Source organism: Trinickia sp. Z7, assembly GCF_056498045.1.
Map to the genome: position 1 here is coordinate 439,618 of NZ_JAUEQW010000002.1, position 20,550 is coordinate 460,167.

The following is a 20,550-nucleotide window of genomic DNA, read 5'->3' on the forward strand; positions in this document are numbered from 1 at the left end:
AACGAGCTCGACCCGGAGCCGAACATCGGCGGCGAATTACCCCGTCGCGCGCGTCAGCACAGCGGGCAAGCGAATGCTTGCCTCGTTGGCGACGTTCGGCTGTGGCCAGCGCACGCGCTCGACCACGATCTGCTTGCGCTGCGCCTCTTCGGCGAACGTGTCGATCGCCTCGCGTATGTCGGCATCGATGAAGTCGGCCCGTTCCGCCTCGATCAACACCGTCGCCCGCTCGGGAATCTGCGCGAGGCAGTGAACCAGCGCTGGCTTGGAGAAGAAGGTGGCGTCCTTACGGAATGACAGCAGAAAGTAATCGTCGTGCCGCGTCAGCATGAACGTGCGTCCGAAGCTTGCGCGCATCGCGAACAAGACGCTCGTCGCAATGCCGATCCCGATGCCGATCAAAAGATCCGTCGCGAGCACGCCCGCGATCGTCGCCACGAACGGGACGAAGCGCTCGGCGCCCTCGCGCGCCATGGCGATGAACAGGCGCGGCTTGGCCAGCTTGTAGCCCGTCTGAATCAAGATCGCGGCAAGGCTGGCCAACGGGATGAGGTTCAGGACGCCAGTGAGCGCAAAAATGCTGGCGAGCAACAGCGCGCCGTGAATGACAGCCGACATGCGCGTCTGCGCACCCGCATGCACGTTGGCCGAACTGCGCACGATGACGGCCGTCAACGGCAGCCCGCCTAGCAGTGCCGCGGCGATATTGCCCGCGCCTTGCGCTTTCAATTCCCGATCGGGCGAAACCCGCCGGCGCTTGGGGTCGATTTTTTCGAGCGCTTCGAGACTGAGCAGCGTCTCGAGACTGGCGACGATCGCGAGCGTCATCCCTACGCGCCACACGTCGGGATCGACGAGTTGCGAGAAGTCGGGCATGGAAATGGCGTTGACGAGCGCGCCGAAGGAATCGAGCGCAACTAGCGACACCCGATGTTCGACCGGCGTGGCGAAGGACGGCGCGAGCCAATCGAGCAGCAGCGTGACGCCGATACCGAGCGCGACGGCGGCAAGCGGCCCCGGCACGGCCCGCACGAGGGCGTACCGTTTGGCGAACGTGGCCTCCCATGCAAAGAGCATCGCAACGGAGGTCGCGCAGAGCACGAGCGATATGGGCAGGATCTGCCCGAACGGCGTCGCTACCGCGCCGGCATGCGCCGCCTGCGCCTGCGCCCCGGAGAGCAGCCCCGCCCCAAGCGGGATCTGCTTGAGGATCAAGATGATGCCGATCGAAGCGAGCATGCCTTTGATGACGGCGGCCGGCACGAAGCTCGCCACGCGCCCGGCTCGCAGCAAGCCGAAGCCGACCTGAAGCGCCCCGGCGATCAGCACGGCGGCGAGGAACGCCGAGAAGCTACCCAGCGAAGCGATTGCCGATACGACGATCACCACGAGCCCGGCAGCGGGGCCGCTCACGCTCAAATGCGAGCCGCTCAGCAATGCGACGACGAGCCCGCCCACGATGCCCGATACGAGGCCCGCGAACGGATGCACGCCCGATGCAGTTGCAATGCCGAGGCACAGCGGCAGCGCAACGAGAAAGACGACGATGCCGGCGAATACATCGTTGCGCAAAGTGGAGAAACGCGAGGCAGAAGAGAGGTCCATGATATGGCGAAGACGAGTTTAGCCGCGCCGAGCGCGCGCGCGGCGGGGAAGGCAAACGATGATCAGCGGGGCGTGCGAGCGATGCAGCTATGCCGCATCGCGTAGCCGCGTGGCCGGCTGCGGGGCTTCTTCGGCATCGGTCAGCGAGGTCAATAAACCTTGCCGCAAACCGAATACCCAGCCATGCAGGGCCGGCCGATGCGGTGCGCTGCGAACGATCGGCGACTCGCGCAGCAGCCGCACCTGTTCGATGACGTTCAGTTCGACCAGGCGGTCGACGCGCGCCTCGATATCGTCGATGGCGTTCAAGGCATCTCGGTGCCGCTCGGCAAGCTCGCGCAAGCCGGTAATGCGCCGATTGACCGCGGGCAATGCGTCCGACGGCGCAGTCAGCGCCGCCCGCACGCCGCCGCAATGGTGATGGCCGCAGATGACGATGTGCTCGACGTGCAGCGCATGCAGGGCGTATTCGATGACGCTCGAGGTATTGCCGTCATCGGAGGTGTAAAGGTTGGCGATGTTGCGATGGACGAACAGCTCCCCCGGCTGCGCATTCGTGATCCGTTCGGCAGGCACACGGCTATCGGAACAACCGATCCAAAGAATGCGAGGCTGCTGTCCGCATGCAAGCCTTTCGAAGAAGCCAGGGTCTCTTGCCGATACTTCCTGCGACCAGGCTCGATTGGCAAGCAACAGGCGCTTCGCGTGGTTCATCAACGTCCTCCTGAAGTCCGTACGAACGCAGCCGCTCATGCTTCCAAATAGCATAAGACTGCGTTACGAAAAGCTTACGATCAGACGAATCTGAAAAAAATAAAAATAAAAATATTCGTTTGGGGGACGGAGTCGATGCATTCATTCGGTGCACGACGCCGGCTGGGGCAATTCATTGCGCGAGCGCTCGCCGGCTAGGCGTTGTCGCCCCCGCCCCGGATCACCGAGTAACGCTCGATATCGGTTCTCTGCGTCCAGCCGATGCGCCGCCAAAATGCAGCGGCCGGCGCGTTCGTCTTATAGACATCGATATGGCTTTTGCGGATGCCCAATGCATCGAGCGCGGCCAGAGTTCGTTCGACGAGCGCGCGTGCGACGCCTTTTCGCCGGTGATCGGGATGCACGAGCAGATGCTGAAGATAGCCGCGGCGCCCATCATGGCCGCACATGACGCAGCCGATGATGTCGGACTCGCTTGCCGCGACGAAACTGAGCCCGGGATTGCGGGCCAGATACCGAGCCGTCGATTCGCGTGAATCCGCATCGCGCAGCGACACGCCGGGCGTCGCGCGCATGAGTTCGACGACCGTGTCGTAATCGGCGATCTCCATCGGCCGGATCGTGTAAGCCAAACCGGGGCCTCTGGCCGTTATTGAAACGCGACTTCGGCGAAGCTGCGCAGTTTGCGGCTGTGCAGCCGGTCGAGCCCGTTCATTCGCAACAACTCCATCGCCTTCACGCCGATTTGCAGATGTTGGTCCACCTGGGCCCGATAGAACTGATCGGCCATTCCCGGCAGCTTCAGTTCGCCGTGCAGCGGTTTGTCCGATACGCACAGCAGCGTGCCGTATGGCACGCGAAACCGGAAGCCGTTCGCCGCGATCGTCGCGCTTTCCATATCGAGTGCGATAGCGCGGCTTTGCGATAGCCGCTGCACCGGTTCGCGGTGGTCGCGCAATTCCCAGTTGCGGTTGTCGACGCTCGCTACCGTTCCCGTACGCATCACACGCTTCAACTCGGCGCCTTCGAGCCGCGTCACGTGCGCGACGGCGCGCTCCAGGGCGACCTGCACTTCGGCCAACGCCGGAATCGGCACCCACAACGGCAAATCGGCGTCGAGCACGTGGTCCTCTCGAACATAGCCATGGGCCAGCACGTAGTCGCCGAGCCGCTGCGTGTTGCGCAGCCCCGCACAGTGGCCGAGCATGACCCACGCATGCGGACGCAATACCGCGATGTGATCGGTGATCGTTTTGGCATTCGACGGCCCCACGCCGATGTTGATCATCGTGATGCCGCTACCGTCGGCGCGCTTGAGGTGATAGGCGGGCATTTGCGGCAGCCGTGCGGGTGCGGCGCCTTCATCGGGCTGCTCGCCGATATTGGCGTTGTACGTGATCACATCGCCGGGTTCGACGAACGACGTGTATTCGCTTCGGTACGCGCGCAGTTCCTCGTCGTCCGTATGGGCCATCAATTGACGGCCGAGCTTCGTGAATTCGTCGATATAGAACTGATAGTTCGTATAGAGCACGTAGTTCTGGAAATGGGTGGGCGACGTGGCCGTATAGTGTTTGAGGCGATGCAGCGAAAAATCGACGCGCGGCGCGGTGAACAAGGCGAGCGGCAGCGGCTCGCCCGGCAGCGGCTCATATGTGCCGTTGACGATGCGATCGTCGAGTGCGGCCAGATCGGGCGTATCGAACACGTCGCGCATGGCCATCAGCCGATCGCGCCCGAGATCGCCTTCGAGGTGAATCCCCTCGGCAAACGCGAAATGAATCGGGATCGGCTGCTGCGATACGCCCACCTCGATCTCGACATGGTGGTTCTTCGCCAGCAAGCGCAGTTGTTCGCGATAGTAGTTGGCGAACAGATCGGGACGGGTGACCGTCGTCTCGAATACGCCCGGCCCGGCGACGAAGCCGTAGGAACGGCGCGAATCGACATGCGTGATCACTTCGGTGCGCACCCGCACGAACGGATAGCATGCGCGGACGCGCTCGTTGAACGGCTCGTTGCGTCGATAGCGGGAAAATGCATCGCGCAAGAAAGCGGCGTTGGTCTCGTAGATTTCAGACAGGCGCGTGACGGCGTCGGCCGCGTCGGTGAACGCTTCGGTCGGGAAATCGGTCGGGTGCATGGCGCGCGCATGCTGCGTCAGGTCGTTTTTCATCGTTCGTTTCGCGTCGTTCGTTGCAACGACATTACCACGAAGCGCCGCAATACGGCCCTCGCGCGGCCCGCCGCCGCGTGCCCGAGCCCGCACTAAGTTTTCGCTCGATCGCAGGCGGATCGAGGGGCGCATTTGCTAGAATCGAAGGATCTTCCGGAGATCCGCCATGAAGCCGTACCTTTCCGCCGCCGTTTATGCGGCGCTTGCCGTCGCGAGCCTTGCCGCACTGCCGCGCATCGCACTGGCGGCCCCGCCCGCAAACGACGCGCGAGCGCAGCGCGCCGCCAACGAGGCGGCAGGCTTGCCCGATCTGACCCAAATCAATCGCCCCGCCGCCGAGGTATCGTCGAAGGTCGACATCAACGACGTGCCGCGCAAGCCGAGCTTCTACGAGAAGAGCGCCAACGGTACGGAAATCACGGAGTATCGCGATCGCGGCAAGCCCGTCGAGATCGACGTCCGCTCGAACTTCGGCACGCACTATCAAATGAGCGCATCGCCGGACACGTCGCCCAAGGTGCACAGCAGCGCGCAACCCAGCACGCGGTTGCCCTCGATCAACCTGCACTACTGATCTGATTCGCACTGCCGCGCGCAAGCGCCCCATTCATCGATCGCCCGCGTGCGCCACCGGCGGGCGCTCATGCTGCCGTCGCGCGCGCCGGCCCTCCATTTCACCACCGCATTCGAAGCCTTCCGCATGGCCGTCTTTACCGCTGTCAACGAAACCGACCTTGCGCACTGGTTGCGCCACTACCGTCTGGGCGAACCCGTCGATTTTCGCGGCATTCCTTCCGGTATCGAAAACAGCAACTTCTTTCTGACGACAACCCGCGGCGCCTACGTGCTCACGGTGTTCGAGAAGTTGACGGGCGAGCAACTGCCGTTCTACCTCGAACTGATGCGCCACCTCGCCAAGCATCAAGTGCCCGTGCCCGACCCGGTGCCGCGCGACGACGGCGCGCTATTCGGCTTGCTGCACGGCAAGCCGGCGGCCATTGTCACCAAGCTGCCGGGAGCGCCCGAACTGGCGCCGGGCGTGGAGCATTGCCACGAGGTTGGGCAGATGCTCGCGCGCATGCATTTAGCCGGGCGCGACTTCGCACCGAATCTGCCGAACTTGCGCAGCCTGCCTTGGTGGCAAGAAACGGCGCCGCACGTATCTCCTTTTTTGAGCGAGACGCAACGCGATCTGCTCGAATCGGAGCTTGCGCACCAAAGCGCCTTCTTCGCTTCGGACGACTATGCCGCGCTGCCGGGCGGCCCTTGCCACTGCGATTTATTTCGCGACAACGTACTATTTCACCCGGCGCAGCCCGGCACCGGTCATACGGTACGGCTCGGCGGCTTTTTCGACTTCTACTTCGCGGGCTGCGACAAGTGGCTGTTCGACGTGGCGGTGACAGTCAACGATTGGTGCGTCGATCTCGCCACGGGCAAGCTCGATACGCCGCGCGCCGACGCCTTGTTGCGCGCCTACCAGAGCGTGCGTCCGTTTACGAAGGAAGAACTGCGCCATTGGACCGACATGCTGCGCGCGGGCGCCTATCGCTTCTGGATGTCGCGCCTCTATGACTTTTACCTGCCCCGTGAGGCCGAAATGCTCAAGCCGCACGACCCTACTCACTTCGAACGCATCTTGCGCGAGCGCCTAGCCGGCGTTGCCCCGTTGGATGCGTCAAATTCATGCAACTGACCGAAGTTTCCGCAAAAACCGGCTATGTCTGGTATCGCCAAGGCATTTGGCTGTTCCGTCGAAATCCGCTCGGCTTTCTGACGATCTTCTTTACTTATCTGCTGGCGATGTGGGCAGTGTCGATGATTCCGTTCGTCGGCGCCGTGTTGCCGCTCATTCTGATTCCGGGCGTCGCCGTTGGCTTCATGGCTGCCTGCCGCGACACGGTGGCCGGCAAGCTCGTCTTTCCGACGGTGCTCGCCGATGGATTCCGGTCCTATGGCGCGACGGCGGCCATACGCTTGCTCGAACTCGGCGGCATCTACATCGCCGCGATCGCGCTCGTGTTCGCCAGTTCGGCGTTGGTGGACGGAGGGGTGCTGTTCAAGCTGATGATGGGCACGGGAGCCGTGAACCCTGAGACGCTCGTGGGCAGCAATCTATTGCTGGCCGGGTTGGTCTCGTTCGCGTGCTATCTGCCGGTCGCGATGCTGTTTTGGTTCGCGCCGGTGCTCGCCGCGTGGCACGACGTGCCGCCCCTCAAGGCGATGTTCTTCAGCCTCGTGACTTGCTGGCGAAACCGCGGCGCGTTCATCGTTTATGGCGCGCTCTGGCTCTTCACGGCGGTGGTCGTATCGACCGGCCTGTCGCTGTTGATGGATGCGATCGGCGCGCGCGCTTACGCGTTCACCGTGCTGTTTCCAGCATCCATCACGCTCACGACGATGCTCTACTGCTCGTTCTACGCCACGTATCGCGGCTGCTACGGCGTGCAGGAGCCCGGCCGAATCGATACACCCGGGGCATCCAGCATTTAATCGATGCTGGCCCGCCCGGGCGGTGAAACGCAGCGCTTATCGCGCCGCTTGCCAGGAAGGGTGTGCGACCGCTGCTTCGCGATCGAGCTTGCGCATACGGAACTCGAGATCGTAAAGATCGGTGGCTTCAGCCAAATAGGCGTCGTTGTGCGCCTTTTGGCGCTCGTCGGCGGTTTGGGTCAGGAACAGGAAAAGGCGACTAAGCAAGAACATGGTGTACCTCGTGCAGTAATAGGTGTTAACACCTAAGCGATAACCCCATTATAGGGAAAACCCTAGGGTTACGCCAGCACCATGTCTCGTTGTGGTTTTTCTGCATCAAAGCCGCGCCGCGCGGGTTGCCGCTAGCGAGCCGCTGCCCTGCGAGCGGCGGCGGGGCGGCGGCGATGGTCCCGCAGGAACGCCCAAATCATCGCGCTGGCGTCCGGCCCCGTGTTCGAATGGAACGGCACCGCTTCGTCGCCGCCCGCCCACGCATGGCCGAGTCCCGCAACCCGGCACAGCCGCACCGCGGTGCGATTGCCGATCGAGTAATCGAGAATCCGCGCGCCGCCCTCGGTCGTCTCGTTCAACGTCCCGTCCACGAGCGTCCCGTTGCCGTCGATCAAACCGTTCATGCGCAAAAACTCGAGACTCAACTGCTCGGCGTTCTTTGGCGCTACCACATGGTCCGCGTCGCCGTGGATGATGATGGCGGGCATGCCGGGGTAGCTCGCCGTATCCACCAGGGCGTCCACGAGCGCGATGGGGTCGCGCCGGGCGCCGCGCCGCATCACGTCCATCGCCGTCATGCCGGAATGGGCTTCGCCCAAGGCGGGCGCGGAATGCAATGCAACCGCAGCAAAGCGCTCGGGATAGTGCAGCGCCAGCAGCGAGGCCAGCCCCGCCCCCGCGGAAAGACCCACCAGGTACACACGCTCGGGGTCCACGCCATGATGCTCGATCAGCGAATCGACGAGCGAGACGATCGCGCGAGCCTCGCCCAGGCCCGCCGTGTCGCGGTCGTCATACCAATGCCAACATCGATGCGCGTGCGCGTGCTTGGACTGCTCGGGATAAACCACCGCAAAACCGTTGGCGTCGGCCACGACGTTCATTCGGGTGCCGAGCGCGAACTCGTCGATCGTTTGTTTGCATCCGTGCAGCATGACAACCAGCGGCATCGGCTTGCGCGTGGCCGCCGGCGGAACGTAAAGACCGTAGGACAAATGATTCACGAGGCGGCCCGGCAGAGGGGGCGCGGAATGATAGGAACGCGTCCAATCGCCTTTGGTCCAGGCGCCGGCGCGTGGGCGCACGCGCGATTCGCGCGCTTCGGCGGGATCGCGTGCGGTTCTGGCCGCTCGCGCGGGGCGTTCCGGTGCGAGCCGGGTCGGAGCGGCGCGCTTGCGACGCTTCTTCTTCGTCAATTCGCGCAAATATTCGGCTTGCGCATTCGGAACGCCGTTCATCAAGCGTTTGATGCCCTGCAGCCAGAGCTTCGTCAGACTTTTGGTCATTCGGCGTGGCTCACTAAAAAAGGGTCAATGCAAAAGACGCCGCAGCGCTACTTTTGATGCAATGCACAATATACGCTCTTCGTGCCATCGCGCTCTTCGACGCTCCTCGCCGGTTGAACTTGACGCCGCGTTCGCGATCGCACTTCCGTGCGGCGCCGGGAAATGCCGCTCTCGTTATACTGTCCCTTCCGCGTGTCGTCGCATCGGGCGTTCGCGCGTTATATAGATAGGCGTCGCGCGGCATCTGCCCGTGGCACAGGCTCGACATGAACGACTTACCCCTTCACCTCTGGTTTTCCATCACGCGCCTCGGCGGGGCGGGGTTGACGCTGCCTCTCGCGGTAGCGATTGCTTTGTGGCTCGCGCTCGGCTATTCCTGGCGGCTGGCCGCGGGGTGGCTCGGCATCGTGGGGGCGGCTGCAACGATCGTCACGCTCACGAAAATCGCGTTTCTCGGCTGGGGCGTCGGAGTGCGCGAGTGGGATTTCACCGGGGTGAGCGGCCATGCGATGCTGTCGACGGCCGTGTATCCGGTTGCTTTCTTTCTAACCCTGTTGCCCGCCCGGACCAGCATCCGGGTGCTCGGCGTCATATGCGGGCTGGCGGCGGGCCTCGCCGTCGGGCTCTCGCGCGTCGTGCTGAGCGCCCATTCGCCGTCCGAGGCAGTGGCCGGCTGCATCGTCGGTGCGCTCGCCGCGGTTTTGTTCGTTTGGTGGGCCTGGGACGCCAAACCCGGAAAGTTATCGGCCGTTCCCGTGGCTGTCAGCCTGCTCATGTTGGCAGTCGCATTGCACGACGTGCGCGTGCCCACGCAATACTGGATCACGCATATCGCGCTCCATCTGTCCGGCCGCGATCGGCCGTTCATTCGCGCGCGCTGGCGCGTAGGGCATGAAGCGCCTCGGCCGCTCCCCGCCCCGCCGTCCGGTCACAGCGCCGCCCTGCCGACGTCGTTTGCGCTCAGCCCTTCGTCTGAACCCTGGGCCTGAACGGCCCGCAGGCCATCGCGGCCCCCGCGCGAGTGCAGCGCCCACCCTGTTACCCGGCAGTTACGACGTTCGTCGACCCGTCGCGCCCCTATAGACGCGACCGTATGCCCGGCATCGCGTCACCCGTTATCACCTTTGGTATATTACGATAACGGTTTCAACCCCTCGCCTTGGATCATGAGCCACTCAGTGTCCGCCGTCCGTCGCTCCGCCCGCGCTGCCGCAGCGTGCTGGTTCGCCGCCGCCGCGTTTTCCGTCCCCGGCGCGGCGCGTGCCGATGAACTCGTCGTATCGGCGGCCGCGAGCCTCACCAACGCCTTTCGCACCATGGCCACCGCCTTCGAAAAAGCGCACCCGCAGACGCAGGTGGTGCTCAATTTCGGCGCGTCGGACGTGCTGCTTCAGCAAATCCTGAACGGTGCGCCAGCCGACGTATTTGCCTCGGCAGACGAAACGGCCATGGACAAAGCCGTCGATGGCAAGGCCGTCATCCCGAATACGCGCCGCGATTTCGCCAGCAATTCGCTCGTCATGATCGTTCCAGCCGATAGCAGATTGCCCGTGCGGTCGGTGCGCGAGACGTTGATGCTGGCTCAAGTCAAGCACGTCGCGCTCGGCAATCCGGCCTCGGTCCCCGCGGGGCGGTATGCCAAAGCGGCGCTGGAACACGAGGGGGTGTGGGACATCGTCGGCGGCAAAGCCGTGCTGGCAGGGAACGTCCGCGAAAGCCTCGACTATGTGGCGCGCGGCGAGGCCGAAGCCGGTTTCGTCTTCGGCACCGATGCTGCGATGATGCCGCAAGCGGTCAAAGTTGCCGCCACCGTGCCGACGCAGACGCCCGTCACCTATCCGATTGCGCTCGTGCAGGGCAGCGCCCATGCAGCAGACGCCAAGGCGTTCGCCGAATTCGTGCTGTCGGCGCAAGGCCAGGCGATTCTCGCCAAATACGGCTTCATGCCGCCGGCGCAACACTGATATCCAACCGAGACCGCACCCCGTGCAAGACGCCTGGATTCCCCTTGCGCTGTCGCTGAAAGTCGCCGGATGGGCGACCGCGCTCGATCTGCTGTTCGGCGTCGCCGCTGCGCTCGCGCTCGCCCGCTGGCGCTCGCGCGTGCGCGATGTGGTGGACGCCTTGTTGACGCTGCCGCTCGTGATGCCGCCAACGGTGCTCGGCTACTATCTGCTCGTGCTGCTCGGACGGCGCGGGCCGATCGGCGCGTGGCTCGACACGTTCGGCGTGCGCCTCGTGTTCACTTGGCAAGGCGCCGTCATCGCATCGATGATCGCGGCGTTCCCGCTCGTGCTCAAATCGGCGCGCGCCGCCTTCGAAGCCACCGATCCCCAGTTGGAGCATGCAGCCCGCACGCTCGGCCTGAACGAAGCCGCCGTATTTTTTCGCGTGACCTTGCCGCTCGCGGCGCGCGGCATCACGGCCGGCGCTCTGCTTTCGTTCGCGCGCGCGCTTGGCGAATTCGGCGCAACCCTCATGTTGGCGGGCAACTTGCCTGGGCGCACGCAGACACTCTCGGTCGCCGTCTACTCGGCCGTGCAAGCGGGCGACGATCATACGGCGAATGTGCTGGTGCTCGTGACTTCGGTTGTCTGCGTGACCGTGCTGCTCGTGGCCGGGCGGCTAGTGCCGCAGCACACGCTGTTGAGTTCGCGCTGAGGGCGCCGCCATGAGCCTCACCGTCGACATCCGAAAAACGTTGGTCACGCGCGAACGCAAGTTCGAGCTTTCCGTGTCGTTCACGGGGAATGCCCAGCGCATCGTTTTATTCGGCCCGTCGGGCGCGGGCAAAACCTTGACGCTTCAGGCGGTTGCAGGCTTGCTCAAGCCGGACCGCGGCACGATCACGCTCGGCGGCGAACCGCTCTTCGATGCGCGGCGCGGGATAGACGTCCCAGCGCGTTCGCGCGGCGCGGCTTACCTGTTTCAGGATTACGCGCTGTTTCCCCATCTGAATGTGAGGCAAAACGTCGGTTTTTCCTTGCGGCGGGGGTGGCTCAACCCACGTGCGCGAGAAGATTCGCGCGCGGTCGAGTATTGGCTCGATGCTTTCGAATTGCGCGCCGTGGCCGGCAATTACCCCGCGGAACTTTCGGGCGGTCAAAGACAGCGCGTCGCGCTCGCGCGCGCATTGGCGGCGCAGCCGCGCATCTTGCTGCTGGACGAACCGTTCGCCGCGTTGGACGCCACCATGCGCGAACGGATGCGGCGCGAGCTGTCCGATCTGCAGACGCGGCTCGACATCGCGATGGTGCTGATTACCCATGACGAAGCAGACGTTGCCGTGTTCGGCGATCAAGTGGTCCAAGTCGATCAGGGGCGTGTGCAGAACGTGGCGCATTACGACGCCTTCGCCGCACGCAACGCATCTCGGTAATTGCTCGGCGGCTGCCCTCGCCGTCAGTCCACCGTACCGAGTATCACGCTCGACGCCTTGAAAACGGCGGTCGCCCGCTTCCCCGCCGCGAGCCCCAGCGTCGCGACGCTTTCATTCGTCACGACTGCCGTCACGACCGTAGCGTTGGCATCCCCCGCCGTGCCGGCCGCGCCATCGAGCGTCAACGACACCTCGGCATTGATCGCCCCGCGCGTAACCTGCGTGACGACGCCGCGCAATTGGTTGCGCGCGGAAAGCCGCAGCGGCTGCCCCGGCATTGCGTCGTCGGCCGCAAGCATGACCCAAGACGCTTTCACGAGCGCGAACGCGGGCGCGCCCACGGCAAGCCCGAGCGTCTCCGTGCTCTCGTGCGTGACCACGGCGACGATCGTCTGACCGCCCGGCAACGCCAATGAAACCTCGTCGTTCACGCTGCCGCGAACGAGCCTCGATACCGTCCCGTAAAGCTGATTGCGTGCGCTCGTTTTCATCCCGATTCTCCCTATCAACGCCCAGTCGCCTTCGAAATGCTCGATCGCCGCGCTCGCGCGCTCGATGAACTTGCGGTGCTCGCGCTCGACCGCGCTGAAGGTTTCGATCAATCGGCGCCCGCGCGGCGTGAGCGTCGTTCCGCCGCCGCCTTTGCCGCCCACGGAGCGCATGACGAGCGCTTCGCCCGCAAGATTGTTCATGGCGTCGACGGCTTCCCACGCGGCTTTATAGCTGAGGCCAACGGCCTTGGCCGCCGCGGTGATCGAACCCGTGTCGCGAATCGCCGCCAGCAGCGCGATGCGTGCGGCGCCGCCGAGCGTCTCCTGCCCTGTGCGCAGCCAGACCGAGCCGCCGAGCTCGACAGGTGCGGCGCAGCCGCCATCCGTTGCAGGGGAAGGCGCCGATGAGGAAGAACGTTCGCTCATGGAAAGAGAGTAGGTTGGACGGGGCAGAGCCGATGATTATAGGATGCGCCGCTGCGTGCCGACCGGCGTGCCTAGCGCACGATCTTCGGTTTGCGCAGCTCGCGCAGAAGCCGCTCGCCTTCAATCGCCGACCAGCGGTTCACCGCCTCGCACCATCCGCGCGCAAAGCCGTGTTGGTAGGGCGGCACATCGAGCGCTTCGAGAAAGCGCAGCGCGGCGACTGCGTCACTGCCGTCGCCAAGCACGCTTTGGATGCGGCTCAATTGCTTCGACACCTGGCGCCGTGTTTTGCGCGCCGTGACCGACTCGAAGAATTCGAGCGTGTAGCGCAGGCGTTTCGCTTCGATCCTGCGACGATGGCGTTCGGCAGGTGCGAGCGTTGAAAGGTCCGGCTTGGCGGTCAAGCGCCTGTAGTGCTTGCGCACGCGTTTGGCCGCATAGGCGGCGAGCGGTGTGTCCGCCAGCGCCTCGGGACCGGTCGAAAAGCGCTGCATGGCCAGCCACTTCAACCAGGCAAGCGAGAACGCCGCATAGCGGCGCGTAAGTAGTGTCTTTTGCAATTGCGCGCGCGCTTCATCGCGGCGCGCTTCGGCGCGCGTCTGCAACGAGGCCCATGCGTCTCTATCGATGTCGGCCGCGGCCAGCGCCGGCAGCGTGCTTCCCGTGAAGACGTCGAGATCGCGCACTTGTCCCAGCAATGCGCCCAGCCAGTCGAGATCGGGCGCAATGGTTCGCTTCCAAGTTGCGTCCATCCAGCGCGGAAACGTCTTCATCGATGTTTTCAGGCGGCGCAGCGCCACCCGCATTTGATGCACGAATTCGACGTCGGCGCGCTCGCGCACGCCAACGTCGTTGCCGAACCAGTGACGCGTGATGTTCGAACCGACTTCGACGAAGGCGGCCTGTGGGCTGCGCGCTTTGGATAGGTCGACGCGCAGGGCGCGCGTGGGTGCAAGGCCTTCGCCTGACATGTAGGCGCGCGCATAGCCGTCGACGAGCGTGGGGAAGACCGGCAGGGTATCGGCCAACGCACCGGCCACCGCAAAAAGCGCTTGCAATGCGGCAACTGTCGAATCGTGCGGCGTCCCGCGTTGCTCGACGGCAGCGGCAGCCGTCTCCGACGCATCCTGCGCATCGCGCTTTCCGGGCCGCGCATCGAGGGCTTCAGGCCGCGCATCGGCCGTCAACGGCGGTGCGCCGGCGCCGATCGGCGCCGGCACAGTCTGCCGTTCGACGATTCGCGAGGCGAGTCGCAATTCGCAAAACGCGATTGCCTCCGATCGATCAGGTGATGAGAACGGCGGCGGCGAGGTCCTCGGCTCGGTGGTCGCGGCAAACGTTTCCGTTTCGACGGCGGCCGCCGCGCGCGCGTCCCAAAGCTCGACGTCGACGACCACGCCCTCCGATCCGCTCCAGCGCCAAGCCGCCCGGCGTATCGACAGCACGGGAGAAGGCGTCGAGTCGTCGCGCTTGCTCGCTATGTCCTTCGCTATCGGCGGCAGGCCTTCGCCCAGTTGCAGCGGCACATCTCCTTCGAAGGCCATATCGCACACCGTCTCGCATCGGCGAACGCCCGGCGCGAATTCATTCGAATGCGTCGCCACGATGTGCTGCCCACCGCCGCTATCGAGGCTCAACACCACACGTCGATTGCCGTTGCGTTCGCTGAAAACCCGCACCATCGAAGGCTCGATGGCGGGCATCTGCGTCATGCCGGGCATTCGGTTCATGGCGTCTGCGATCGTCGCACCGAGCTGGGCTAGCGCATCCGGCCCTCGGCTCGAGACAGCCGCACTCGTGCGCCGCGCCTTTGCGGCCGGGCGCTTGCGGTTATGCGCGCGGGCCGCCGTGGATCGCCCGTTCGCGCCAATCCCGGCCCCGGTCATCCATTCGCTCGCTGCCGTAGCATCGATCGCCAACACGAGTTCGACTGTGGCCGACATCGTCGCTGCCTCCAAAATCGATGTGCGACCTTCATGTTACACACGCCTGCGCCAATGGATAGTAAGAACGGGCGACAAGCGCGCATTGGTAGCAGGGCAGCCCACGCCGCTCATTCCGGGACGTATTGCGCTTCCCCGTTACCGAACGACCAGTTTTCGGGCAGTACCTCGACGAGGTTGATGAAGACATCCTCCTTGCGCACGCCCGGATTCTCCGCGAGGAGTTCGACGATGCGGCGGTATAAGGCCCGTTTCTTCTCGAGCGGCCGGGTGTTGCTGACCGTGAGTTGGATCAGCACGAAACCGTCGCTGCGCTCGATCCCGAGGTAATGACGGTTGTAGACGAGGTCCTGCGGCGCATGCTCCGTCAGCACCATGAATTGGTCGTCTTTCGGCACGTTGAACGTTTCGACCAGGGCACGCAGCACCCCTTCCGTCAACGCTTCCTTGTATTTAGCCGAGCGGCCGGCGGCCAACGAGATTCGTGCGAGCGGCATGGCGGTGTTCTCCTCGAGGAAAATCGATGTAGCGAGAATAGGACGATCCATTCATAATGAACAGAAATCACAATATATTTCTATCATTTCCATTTGCAATGAGAGTCCTGGATCTCGACGCCGTTCGGGCGTTCGTTCAGGTTGCCGATCTGAACAGTTTCACGCGGGCAGCCAACGTGCTCGGAACCACGCAGTCCGCCGTCAGCCTGAAGGTGAAGCGGCTGGAAGCGCATCTGGGCAAGCCGTTGTTCGAGCGCACGCCGCGCTTGGTGCGGCTCTCGGCTGCCGGTGCCGCATTCCTCGAGGCAGCCCGCGAGCTTCTCGGCGCGCACGAGCGCGCCTTGGGGTCGCTCGGCGTGGAGAAACGGCGGCTCAAAGTCGGCCTCAGCGAACACGTGGCAGGAGCGAACCTGGCTGGGCTCGTCGCAAGCCTGCATCGCCACGATCCGCGGCTCGTCATCGAGATGCATTTGGGATCGTCGGCCGCGCTCGTGGCGCAATACGACGAAAGACGGCTCGAGGCCGTCATCGTGCGGCACGAGCCTGAGGAAATAGCGGCAAGGATCGCTCACGGCGACGGCGCGTGGGATGGCATGCGGCTGTTCGTCGAGCCGCTCGTGTGGCTTGCGGCGCCCGGCTGGATGCCGCCGGCCGGCGGGCCCCTCCCGCTCGCCGTGCTCTGCACGCCCTGCGGCGTTCGAGCCGCCGCGGTGCGTGCCCTCGACGAGGCGTCGATCATCTGGGAAGAAACGTTCGTCGGCGGCGGCATCGCGGCAATCGGCGCGGCGATCTCAGCCGGACTAGCCGTGTCCGCGCTCGCCCGGCGCGCCGCGCCTGCGGGCGTGGTCGACGTGGGCGCCAAGCTCGGCTTGCCGCCGCTGCCCGACTCGCACGTCGTCATGTACTCGCGCGTGCGCGACCGCGGCGCGGCCGACGCGTTGCAGACGCTGGCGCAGTCCCTCGTGCACGGATAGCTGGCCGGTGCGCGGCGCCTCGCTACAGGGCGGCGTGGCGAAGGGGGCGCCGCGTCCGCCTGCTAGCGTCTACCACAGCAGGCCGCGTCACTAGGCTCACCGAATATCGATCCGATACTGCACGAACTCGCTGCGCGGCGTGTAGCTGTCGTAGAGCCCGCGTGCGCGATAGTTGTTTTCCTTGGTATTCCAGTAAACACGCGACCACTGCTGCCGCCGCGCCTCTTCGAGCAGCCAATCGATCAGCTGCCGCCCGACGCCGCCTGCGCGTACGGCCGGATCGACGAATAGGTCCTGTAAGTAACAGACAGGCGTAAGCAACGAGGTACTCTCGTGAATCAGGTAGTTTGCAATGCCGATCACCTCGCCGTCTCGTTCGGCGACGATCGCATGGACGGGCGAATGCTCGTCCAGGATCCGCGACCAAGCATGCCGGGTGATCGGCTCCGACGGTTCGCGCTCGTAAAACCGCGTATAGCCGTCCCATAACTCGCGCCACCGCGCCTCATCGCGCGCCTCGATTTTGCGTATCGTCACAGCAGTCATTGAATCCGCCCCGGTCGATCGTAGATTGAAAAGCGCGCTCGCAGCGCCGTTCGCCAATTTAGCGCAGCTGACACGACGACGCAGCGGGCCGCGCTTGGCCGTGTCGCGCCGCACTCCAAATCCCCCAGTGTGGCAAAACGGGCACGGCACACTTGCGTTAATCCATAAATAGACTAAGATCGAATCGTGATTCAAATAGAGATCGATCATGTCTTCCGCCGCCGTCCATCGTCTGTCCACCGCTGCCGCACGCGCCCCCAAGCTTTCGCCCGGCGCAGCCCCGTCAATGGCGGAGATGTCCGCCGCCGGCTTACGTGCGTTCTTCAACATTGCCCGCGATTGGCGCCTCGCCATCGACGAACAGATCGTGCTGCTCGGTTCGCCGGGACGTTCGACGTTTTTCAAATGGAAGGCGGCGCCCGATTCGGCGCGGCTCTCGCGCGATACACTCGAACGTCTCTCGCTGCTGCTGGGCATCTATAAGGCGCTGCAAATCCTCCTACCGGAACCCACGGCCGCCGACGCCTGGGTGAAAAAGCCGAACGGCGCGCAGCCTTTCGGCGGCGCCAGCGCGCTCGACCGGATGCTCGCGGGCAATGTCAGCGATCTGATCGCGGTGCGGCAATATCTCGATGCCATGCGAGGCGGATGGGCGTGACGAAGGCCGAAAACCGGTTCGCCCCGCAGCGCCTCGCGCACATCGATTGGTCCCCGGCCTATCGCGTCATTCCCACGCGGTTTCCGGCCGTCAACTTATTCGACCGCGTGGCGTCGTCCGAAGACTTCGACGCTCTTTACGCACTCGAAGCGATGACGAACGACCGCCTGCGCACCGAGGTGGGGGAACTCGACCTCGTTCCGCCCGAAGAACGCTGCTTCGGCCCCGGCTGCGGGCCGATCATGGCCGCCTTCACCCATTTGAACCCGCTCGGCAGCCGCTTCTCCGACGGTCGCTACGGTGTGTTCTATTGCGCACGCGAGGCGCGCACCGCCGTGGCCGAAACGCGCTATCACGCTTCGCTGTTTCTCGCGGCAACCAACGAACCGCCGCTGCGCCAGCAAATGCGCCTCTACACGGTGCTCGCGCGCGGTCAGGCTGTCGATCTGCGGCGCGACCCCGCGCTCGACGCGGCGGTGCTCTCGCCCACCGATTATTCCGCCGGCCAAGCACTCGGACGGCGGCTGCGCGAGGCAGGAGCGGCGGGCATCGTCTATCCTTCGGTGCGCGATAGCTCCGGCGAGTGCCTGGCCGCTTTCAAAACCACGTTGCTGCGCGATTGCCACCATGCGGCTTACTTGGAATACAACTGGAACGGCAGCGCGATCGACAGCGTGTTCGAATTGAATCAGATCGGTTGAGGCGCGGTTCGGGCGCCACGCCTTAGCCGCGCGGCGGCCTACGGTAGCGACATTTGCGCGGCCCCTTCGAGCCGCGCCTGCTCGACCGACACCGACCACGCGCGCGCGGTGAGCGCCTCCGTCACGGTCAGTTTGCCCGTCGCCGCGAATGCACCCGTATCGATGAAAATCTGCGCGCCGATACGGCCGATCTCCCGCATCGGCGTGTGACCGCAGTAGGTGGGCGATAGCCCGGCTTGCTGGCCGGCGACACCCCGGCCCAGCGCAAGTTCGCGCCCCCAGAGTATTTGCTGACGCTCACGCTCGCTGAAGTCGCCCGCATGAAGCATGGCGTCATCGCCGAAAAACTCCGCATGCAAGACGTTGAAACACCGCGACCCGCTGCCGACGACGCGAACGAGCGGCAACGTCCGCAAACGTCGCGCATAGGCCGCGAGAACGTGAGCAGGCAACGACTGCCCCCATTGCCCGCCAAGCGCATTCCAGGCGGCCTGCTGCATCATGCCCTCCGCGACGAGACACAGCGCTTCCTCGTGATTGCCGAGCACCGGAAAGAACCAAGGTTTGTCGAGCAGAGCCAGCGCTTCCTCGGATTGGCTGCCGCGATCGATCAGATCGCCGACCGAGAATAATCGATCGCACGTAGGATCGAATACGATTTCGCGCAGCAGATATCGCAGCGCATCGACGCAACCGTGCAGATCGCCGACGACGAAGTCGCGGCCGACGCCGTTCGCGGCATGCCGGCAGACGATGGGATAAGCCTCGGGTCTCGTGTCCATACGCGCAATCATAATTCGGCTCGGACAGGGACACCCGTGCAATCCGCAAAGGCACGCGGCGACACGGCGCCGGGCGTATGGACGGGCCGGCGGCGTGCGGCGCTTCGGCGCGTTGCCGCTTCGGCCGCTATTGCTGACGCTTGCGCAGCGTCGCGATGTCCTGCGCCGTCACCGTCGCTTTGGGATTGCCGAAATGTTGCGTCACGTAGTTCGCGACGGCGGCGATTTGTTCATCGTTCAGTTCGTCGCCGAAGCCCGGCATCATGACGGCGGCCTCTTTCGTCTGGCGATTCACCCCGTGCAGAATAACCATCGCCAAGTTATCGGCATCGGGCGAGCCAACCGCGCTGTTATGGATCAGCGAAGGGTAGGCGAGCGGCGCCGTGCCGCCGATGCCCTGCCCCGTCCAGTTGTGGCAACTCGCGCAATTGGCCACGAACAATTGCGCACCGTCCACGCCCTTGACCTGCGCGCCGCGCAAGCGTTTCACATCGTCCGCAGGCTGGCCCCATTGGTCGCGCGCGCGCGTTTGTCCGCCCGACACAGGCGGCAACGATCGCAAGTAAAGGCCGATCGAACGCAGGTCGTCGCTCGTCAGATATTGCGTGCTGTCCATCACGACGTCCGCCATCGGCCCGGCCGCGTTCGCCCGCCCGGGAGCCACACCCGTCGCCAAGTAATGTTGGATGTCCTCGTCGCTCCAATTGCCGATGCCGCCCGCCTTGTCCGGCGTGATGTTGAACGCACGCCATCCCGCTTGCACGGCCCCCGAGAAGCGATCGCTCGATTCGAGGCCCTGCATGAAGTTGCGTGGCGTATGGCACTCCTCGCAGTGAGCCAAACCTTCGACGAGGTAAGCGCCGCGATTCCATTGCGGACTCTGCTTCGGGTCGGGTACGAAGCGGCCCTCGTGGAAATTGAACAGCTTCCAGAAGAACATCAGCCAACGCTGATTGAACGGAAAACTCAGTTCGTTGCGGGGAGGCGTATAGCGGATCGGCGCCAGCGAATTCAAATAGGCGCGAATCGCCAGCAGATCGCGCTCGGCTACCCGCGTGTACTCGGTGTACGGGAAGGCGGGATACAGATGCTCGCCCTGCTTGCCGACGCCCTCCTGCATCGCCCGCAAGAACTCCGCGTCGGTCCAGCGGCCGATGCCCGTCTCCGGGTCGGGCGTGATGTTGGGAGTGTAAAGCGTGCCGAACGGCGTGCCGATCGGCAGCCCTCCGGCGAAAGGACGGCTCTTGTCGGCGGTATGGCAAGCCATGCAATCGCCAGCCCGCGCAAGGTATTCGCCGCGCTTGACGAGATCGTCGGCGAAGCCGTCCCCCGCGCCCCCCGTCGCTGCGGCGTCCGAACCGCCCGACGGGCCGGCCGCGCGGGCAGCGGATGATGCCGAGGTCCCGGGCGGCATCGTCGACGTACCGGCGGACGATCCACTGCCCGAAGACGCCGCGTTCGTCATCGACGACATGCGCGCCGCCGATGCGGCATCGCTCGTCGGCGCCGAGGCGCCCGAGCCCGCCGAAGCATTCGACGCCGAAGCCGTATGCCGCGCATCGGCGCCGCTGGCCCCGGCTACCGCCACTTCGCTCGCGCCTTGCGCCCGAGCCACGGAAAGCGGCACTTCATCGGCCGGCGAAATGTCGTTCTCGCTCGATGCATG

Annotated in this window: 22 protein-coding genes; 10 read left to right on the forward strand and 12 right to left on the reverse strand. The window is 64.7% G+C overall.

Features of this window, described 5'->3' with window-relative positions; translation table 11 throughout:
* Positions 1–36: 36 nt before the first annotated feature.
* The 4 genes from QQS38_RS06065 to QQS38_RS06080 all read right to left on the reverse strand — a co-directional run bounded on the left by QQS38_RS06065 (position 37) and on the right by QQS38_RS06080 (position 4,495).
* Positions 37–1,605, reverse strand: coding sequence for a SulP family inorganic anion transporter (locus QQS38_RS06065; protein WP_479644462.1), 1,569 nt, complete (start codon positions 1,603–1,605; stop codon positions 37–39).
* An 87-nt stretch (positions 1,606–1,692) separates the two neighbouring features.
* A complete protein-coding gene (locus QQS38_RS06070; RefSeq protein WP_479644463.1) occupies positions 1,693–2,319 on the reverse strand; it encodes a carbonic anhydrase in 627 nt (208 codons plus the stop codon).
* 194 nt (positions 2,320–2,513) lie between these two features.
* Positions 2,514–2,930, reverse strand: coding sequence for a GNAT family N-acetyltransferase (locus tag QQS38_RS06075; RefSeq protein ID WP_479644464.1), 417 nt, complete (start codon positions 2,928–2,930; stop codon positions 2,514–2,516).
* 38 nt (positions 2,931–2,968) lie between these two features.
* A complete protein-coding gene (locus QQS38_RS06080; protein WP_479644465.1) occupies positions 2,969–4,495 on the reverse strand; it encodes an AMP nucleosidase in 1,527 nt (508 codons plus the stop codon).
* A gap of 166 nt (positions 4,496–4,661) precedes the next feature.
* Between QQS38_RS06080 and QQS38_RS06085 the strand changes: the two genes are divergently transcribed.
* From QQS38_RS06085 to QQS38_RS06095, 3 genes are all read left to right on the forward strand, one after another.
* On the forward strand, positions 4,662–5,069 hold the full coding sequence (locus QQS38_RS06085; protein ID WP_479644466.1) for a hypothetical protein: 408 nt from the start codon (positions 4,662–4,664) through the stop codon (positions 5,067–5,069).
* Between the two features lie 126 nt (positions 5,070–5,195).
* Complete coding sequence (locus tag QQS38_RS06090; protein WP_479644467.1) at positions 5,196–6,191, forward strand: homoserine kinase; 996 nt, start codon at positions 5,196–5,198, stop codon at positions 6,189–6,191.
* Positions 6,182–6,988, forward strand: a complete 807-nt coding sequence (locus QQS38_RS06095; protein WP_479644468.1) for a BPSS1780 family membrane protein — start codon at positions 6,182–6,184, stop codon at positions 6,986–6,988. The genes QQS38_RS06090 and QQS38_RS06095 overlap by 10 nt, the downstream gene beginning before the upstream one ends.
* A 36-nt stretch (positions 6,989–7,024) precedes the next feature.
* Here the strand turns inward: QQS38_RS06095 and QQS38_RS06100 are convergent, their stop codons facing one another.
* Positions 7,025–7,201: a DUF3563 family protein gene (locus QQS38_RS06100; protein ID WP_479644469.1), complete on the reverse strand. Its 177-nt coding sequence runs from the start codon at positions 7,199–7,201 to the stop codon at positions 7,025–7,027.
* Between the two features lie 131 nt (positions 7,202–7,332).
* Positions 7,333–8,487 carry an extracellular catalytic domain type 1 short-chain-length polyhydroxyalkanoate depolymerase gene (locus QQS38_RS06105; protein ID WP_479644470.1) on the reverse strand — a complete coding sequence of 385 codons (1,155 nt, stop codon included), beginning with the start codon at positions 8,485–8,487 and terminating at the stop codon, positions 7,333–7,335.
* Positions 8,488–8,753: 266 nt separating this feature from the next.
* On the opposite strand from QQS38_RS06105, the gene QQS38_RS06110 reads away from it, so the two are divergent.
* The 4 genes from QQS38_RS06110 to QQS38_RS06125 all read left to right on the forward strand — a co-directional run bounded on the left by QQS38_RS06110 (position 8,754) and on the right by QQS38_RS06125 (position 11,866).
* Positions 8,754–9,476, forward strand: coding sequence for a phosphatase PAP2 family protein (locus QQS38_RS06110; RefSeq protein ID WP_479644471.1), 723 nt, complete (start codon positions 8,754–8,756; stop codon positions 9,474–9,476).
* A gap of 177 nt (positions 9,477–9,653) precedes the next feature.
* Entirely contained in the window at positions 9,654–10,451 is a 798-nt protein-coding gene (gene modA, locus QQS38_RS06115) for a molybdate ABC transporter substrate-binding protein (RefSeq protein ID WP_479644472.1), read from the forward strand.
* Between the two features lie 22 nt (positions 10,452–10,473).
* Positions 10,474–11,148, forward strand: coding sequence for a molybdate ABC transporter permease subunit (modB, locus tag QQS38_RS06120; RefSeq protein ID WP_479644473.1), 675 nt, complete (start codon positions 10,474–10,476; stop codon positions 11,146–11,148).
* Between the two features lie 10 nt (positions 11,149–11,158).
* Entirely contained in the window at positions 11,159–11,866 is a 708-nt protein-coding gene (locus QQS38_RS06125) for an ATP-binding cassette domain-containing protein (protein ID WP_479644474.1), read from the forward strand.
* 23 nt (positions 11,867–11,889) lie between these two features.
* On the opposite strand, the gene QQS38_RS06130 is transcribed toward QQS38_RS06125, so the two are convergent.
* From QQS38_RS06130 to QQS38_RS06140, 3 genes are all read right to left on the reverse strand, one after another.
* Positions 11,890–12,783, reverse strand: coding sequence for a TOBE domain-containing protein (locus QQS38_RS06130; protein WP_479644475.1), 894 nt, complete (start codon positions 12,781–12,783; stop codon positions 11,890–11,892).
* Between the two features lie 71 nt (positions 12,784–12,854).
* Positions 12,855–14,726, reverse strand: coding sequence for a CHAD domain-containing protein (locus QQS38_RS06135; protein WP_479644476.1), 1,872 nt, complete (start codon positions 14,724–14,726; stop codon positions 12,855–12,857).
* A gap of 110 nt (positions 14,727–14,836) precedes the next feature.
* Entirely contained in the window at positions 14,837–15,223 is a 387-nt protein-coding gene (locus QQS38_RS06140) for a tautomerase family protein (RefSeq protein WP_479644477.1), read from the reverse strand.
* A gap of 98 nt (positions 15,224–15,321) precedes the next feature.
* Between QQS38_RS06140 and QQS38_RS06145 the strand changes: the two genes are divergently transcribed.
* Complete coding sequence (locus tag QQS38_RS06145; RefSeq protein WP_479644478.1) at positions 15,322–16,197, forward strand: LysR family transcriptional regulator; 876 nt, start codon at positions 15,322–15,324, stop codon at positions 16,195–16,197.
* Between the two features lie 96 nt (positions 16,198–16,293).
* On the opposite strand, the gene QQS38_RS06150 is transcribed toward QQS38_RS06145, so the two are convergent.
* Complete coding sequence (locus tag QQS38_RS06150; protein WP_479644479.1) at positions 16,294–16,743, reverse strand: N-acetyltransferase family protein; 450 nt, start codon at positions 16,741–16,743, stop codon at positions 16,294–16,296.
* Between the two features lie 286 nt (positions 16,744–17,029).
* Here QQS38_RS06150 and QQS38_RS06155 point away from each other — a divergent pair, with 286 nt between their 5' ends.
* Together QQS38_RS06155 and QQS38_RS06160 are read left to right on the forward strand one after the other, a co-directional pair.
* Positions 17,030–17,401, forward strand: coding sequence for an MbcA/ParS/Xre antitoxin family protein (locus QQS38_RS06155; RefSeq protein WP_479644545.1), 372 nt, complete (start codon positions 17,030–17,032; stop codon positions 17,399–17,401).
* On the forward strand, positions 17,392–18,102 hold the full coding sequence (locus QQS38_RS06160) for an RES family NAD+ phosphorylase (protein ID WP_479644480.1): 711 nt from the start codon (positions 17,392–17,394) through the stop codon (positions 18,100–18,102). Before QQS38_RS06155 ends, QQS38_RS06160 begins: the two co-directional genes overlap by 10 nt.
* A 38-nt stretch (positions 18,103–18,140) precedes the next feature.
* Here the strand turns inward: QQS38_RS06160 and QQS38_RS06165 are convergent, their stop codons facing one another.
* On the reverse strand, positions 18,141–18,884 hold the full coding sequence (locus tag QQS38_RS06165; RefSeq protein WP_479644481.1) for a metallophosphoesterase: 744 nt from the start codon (positions 18,882–18,884) through the stop codon (positions 18,141–18,143).
* 127 nt (positions 18,885–19,011) lie between these two features.
* Positions 19,012–20,358, reverse strand: coding sequence for a c-type cytochrome (locus tag QQS38_RS06170; RefSeq protein WP_479644546.1), 1,347 nt, complete (start codon positions 20,356–20,358; stop codon positions 19,012–19,014).
* Between the last annotated feature and the right edge of the window lie 192 nt (positions 20,359–20,550).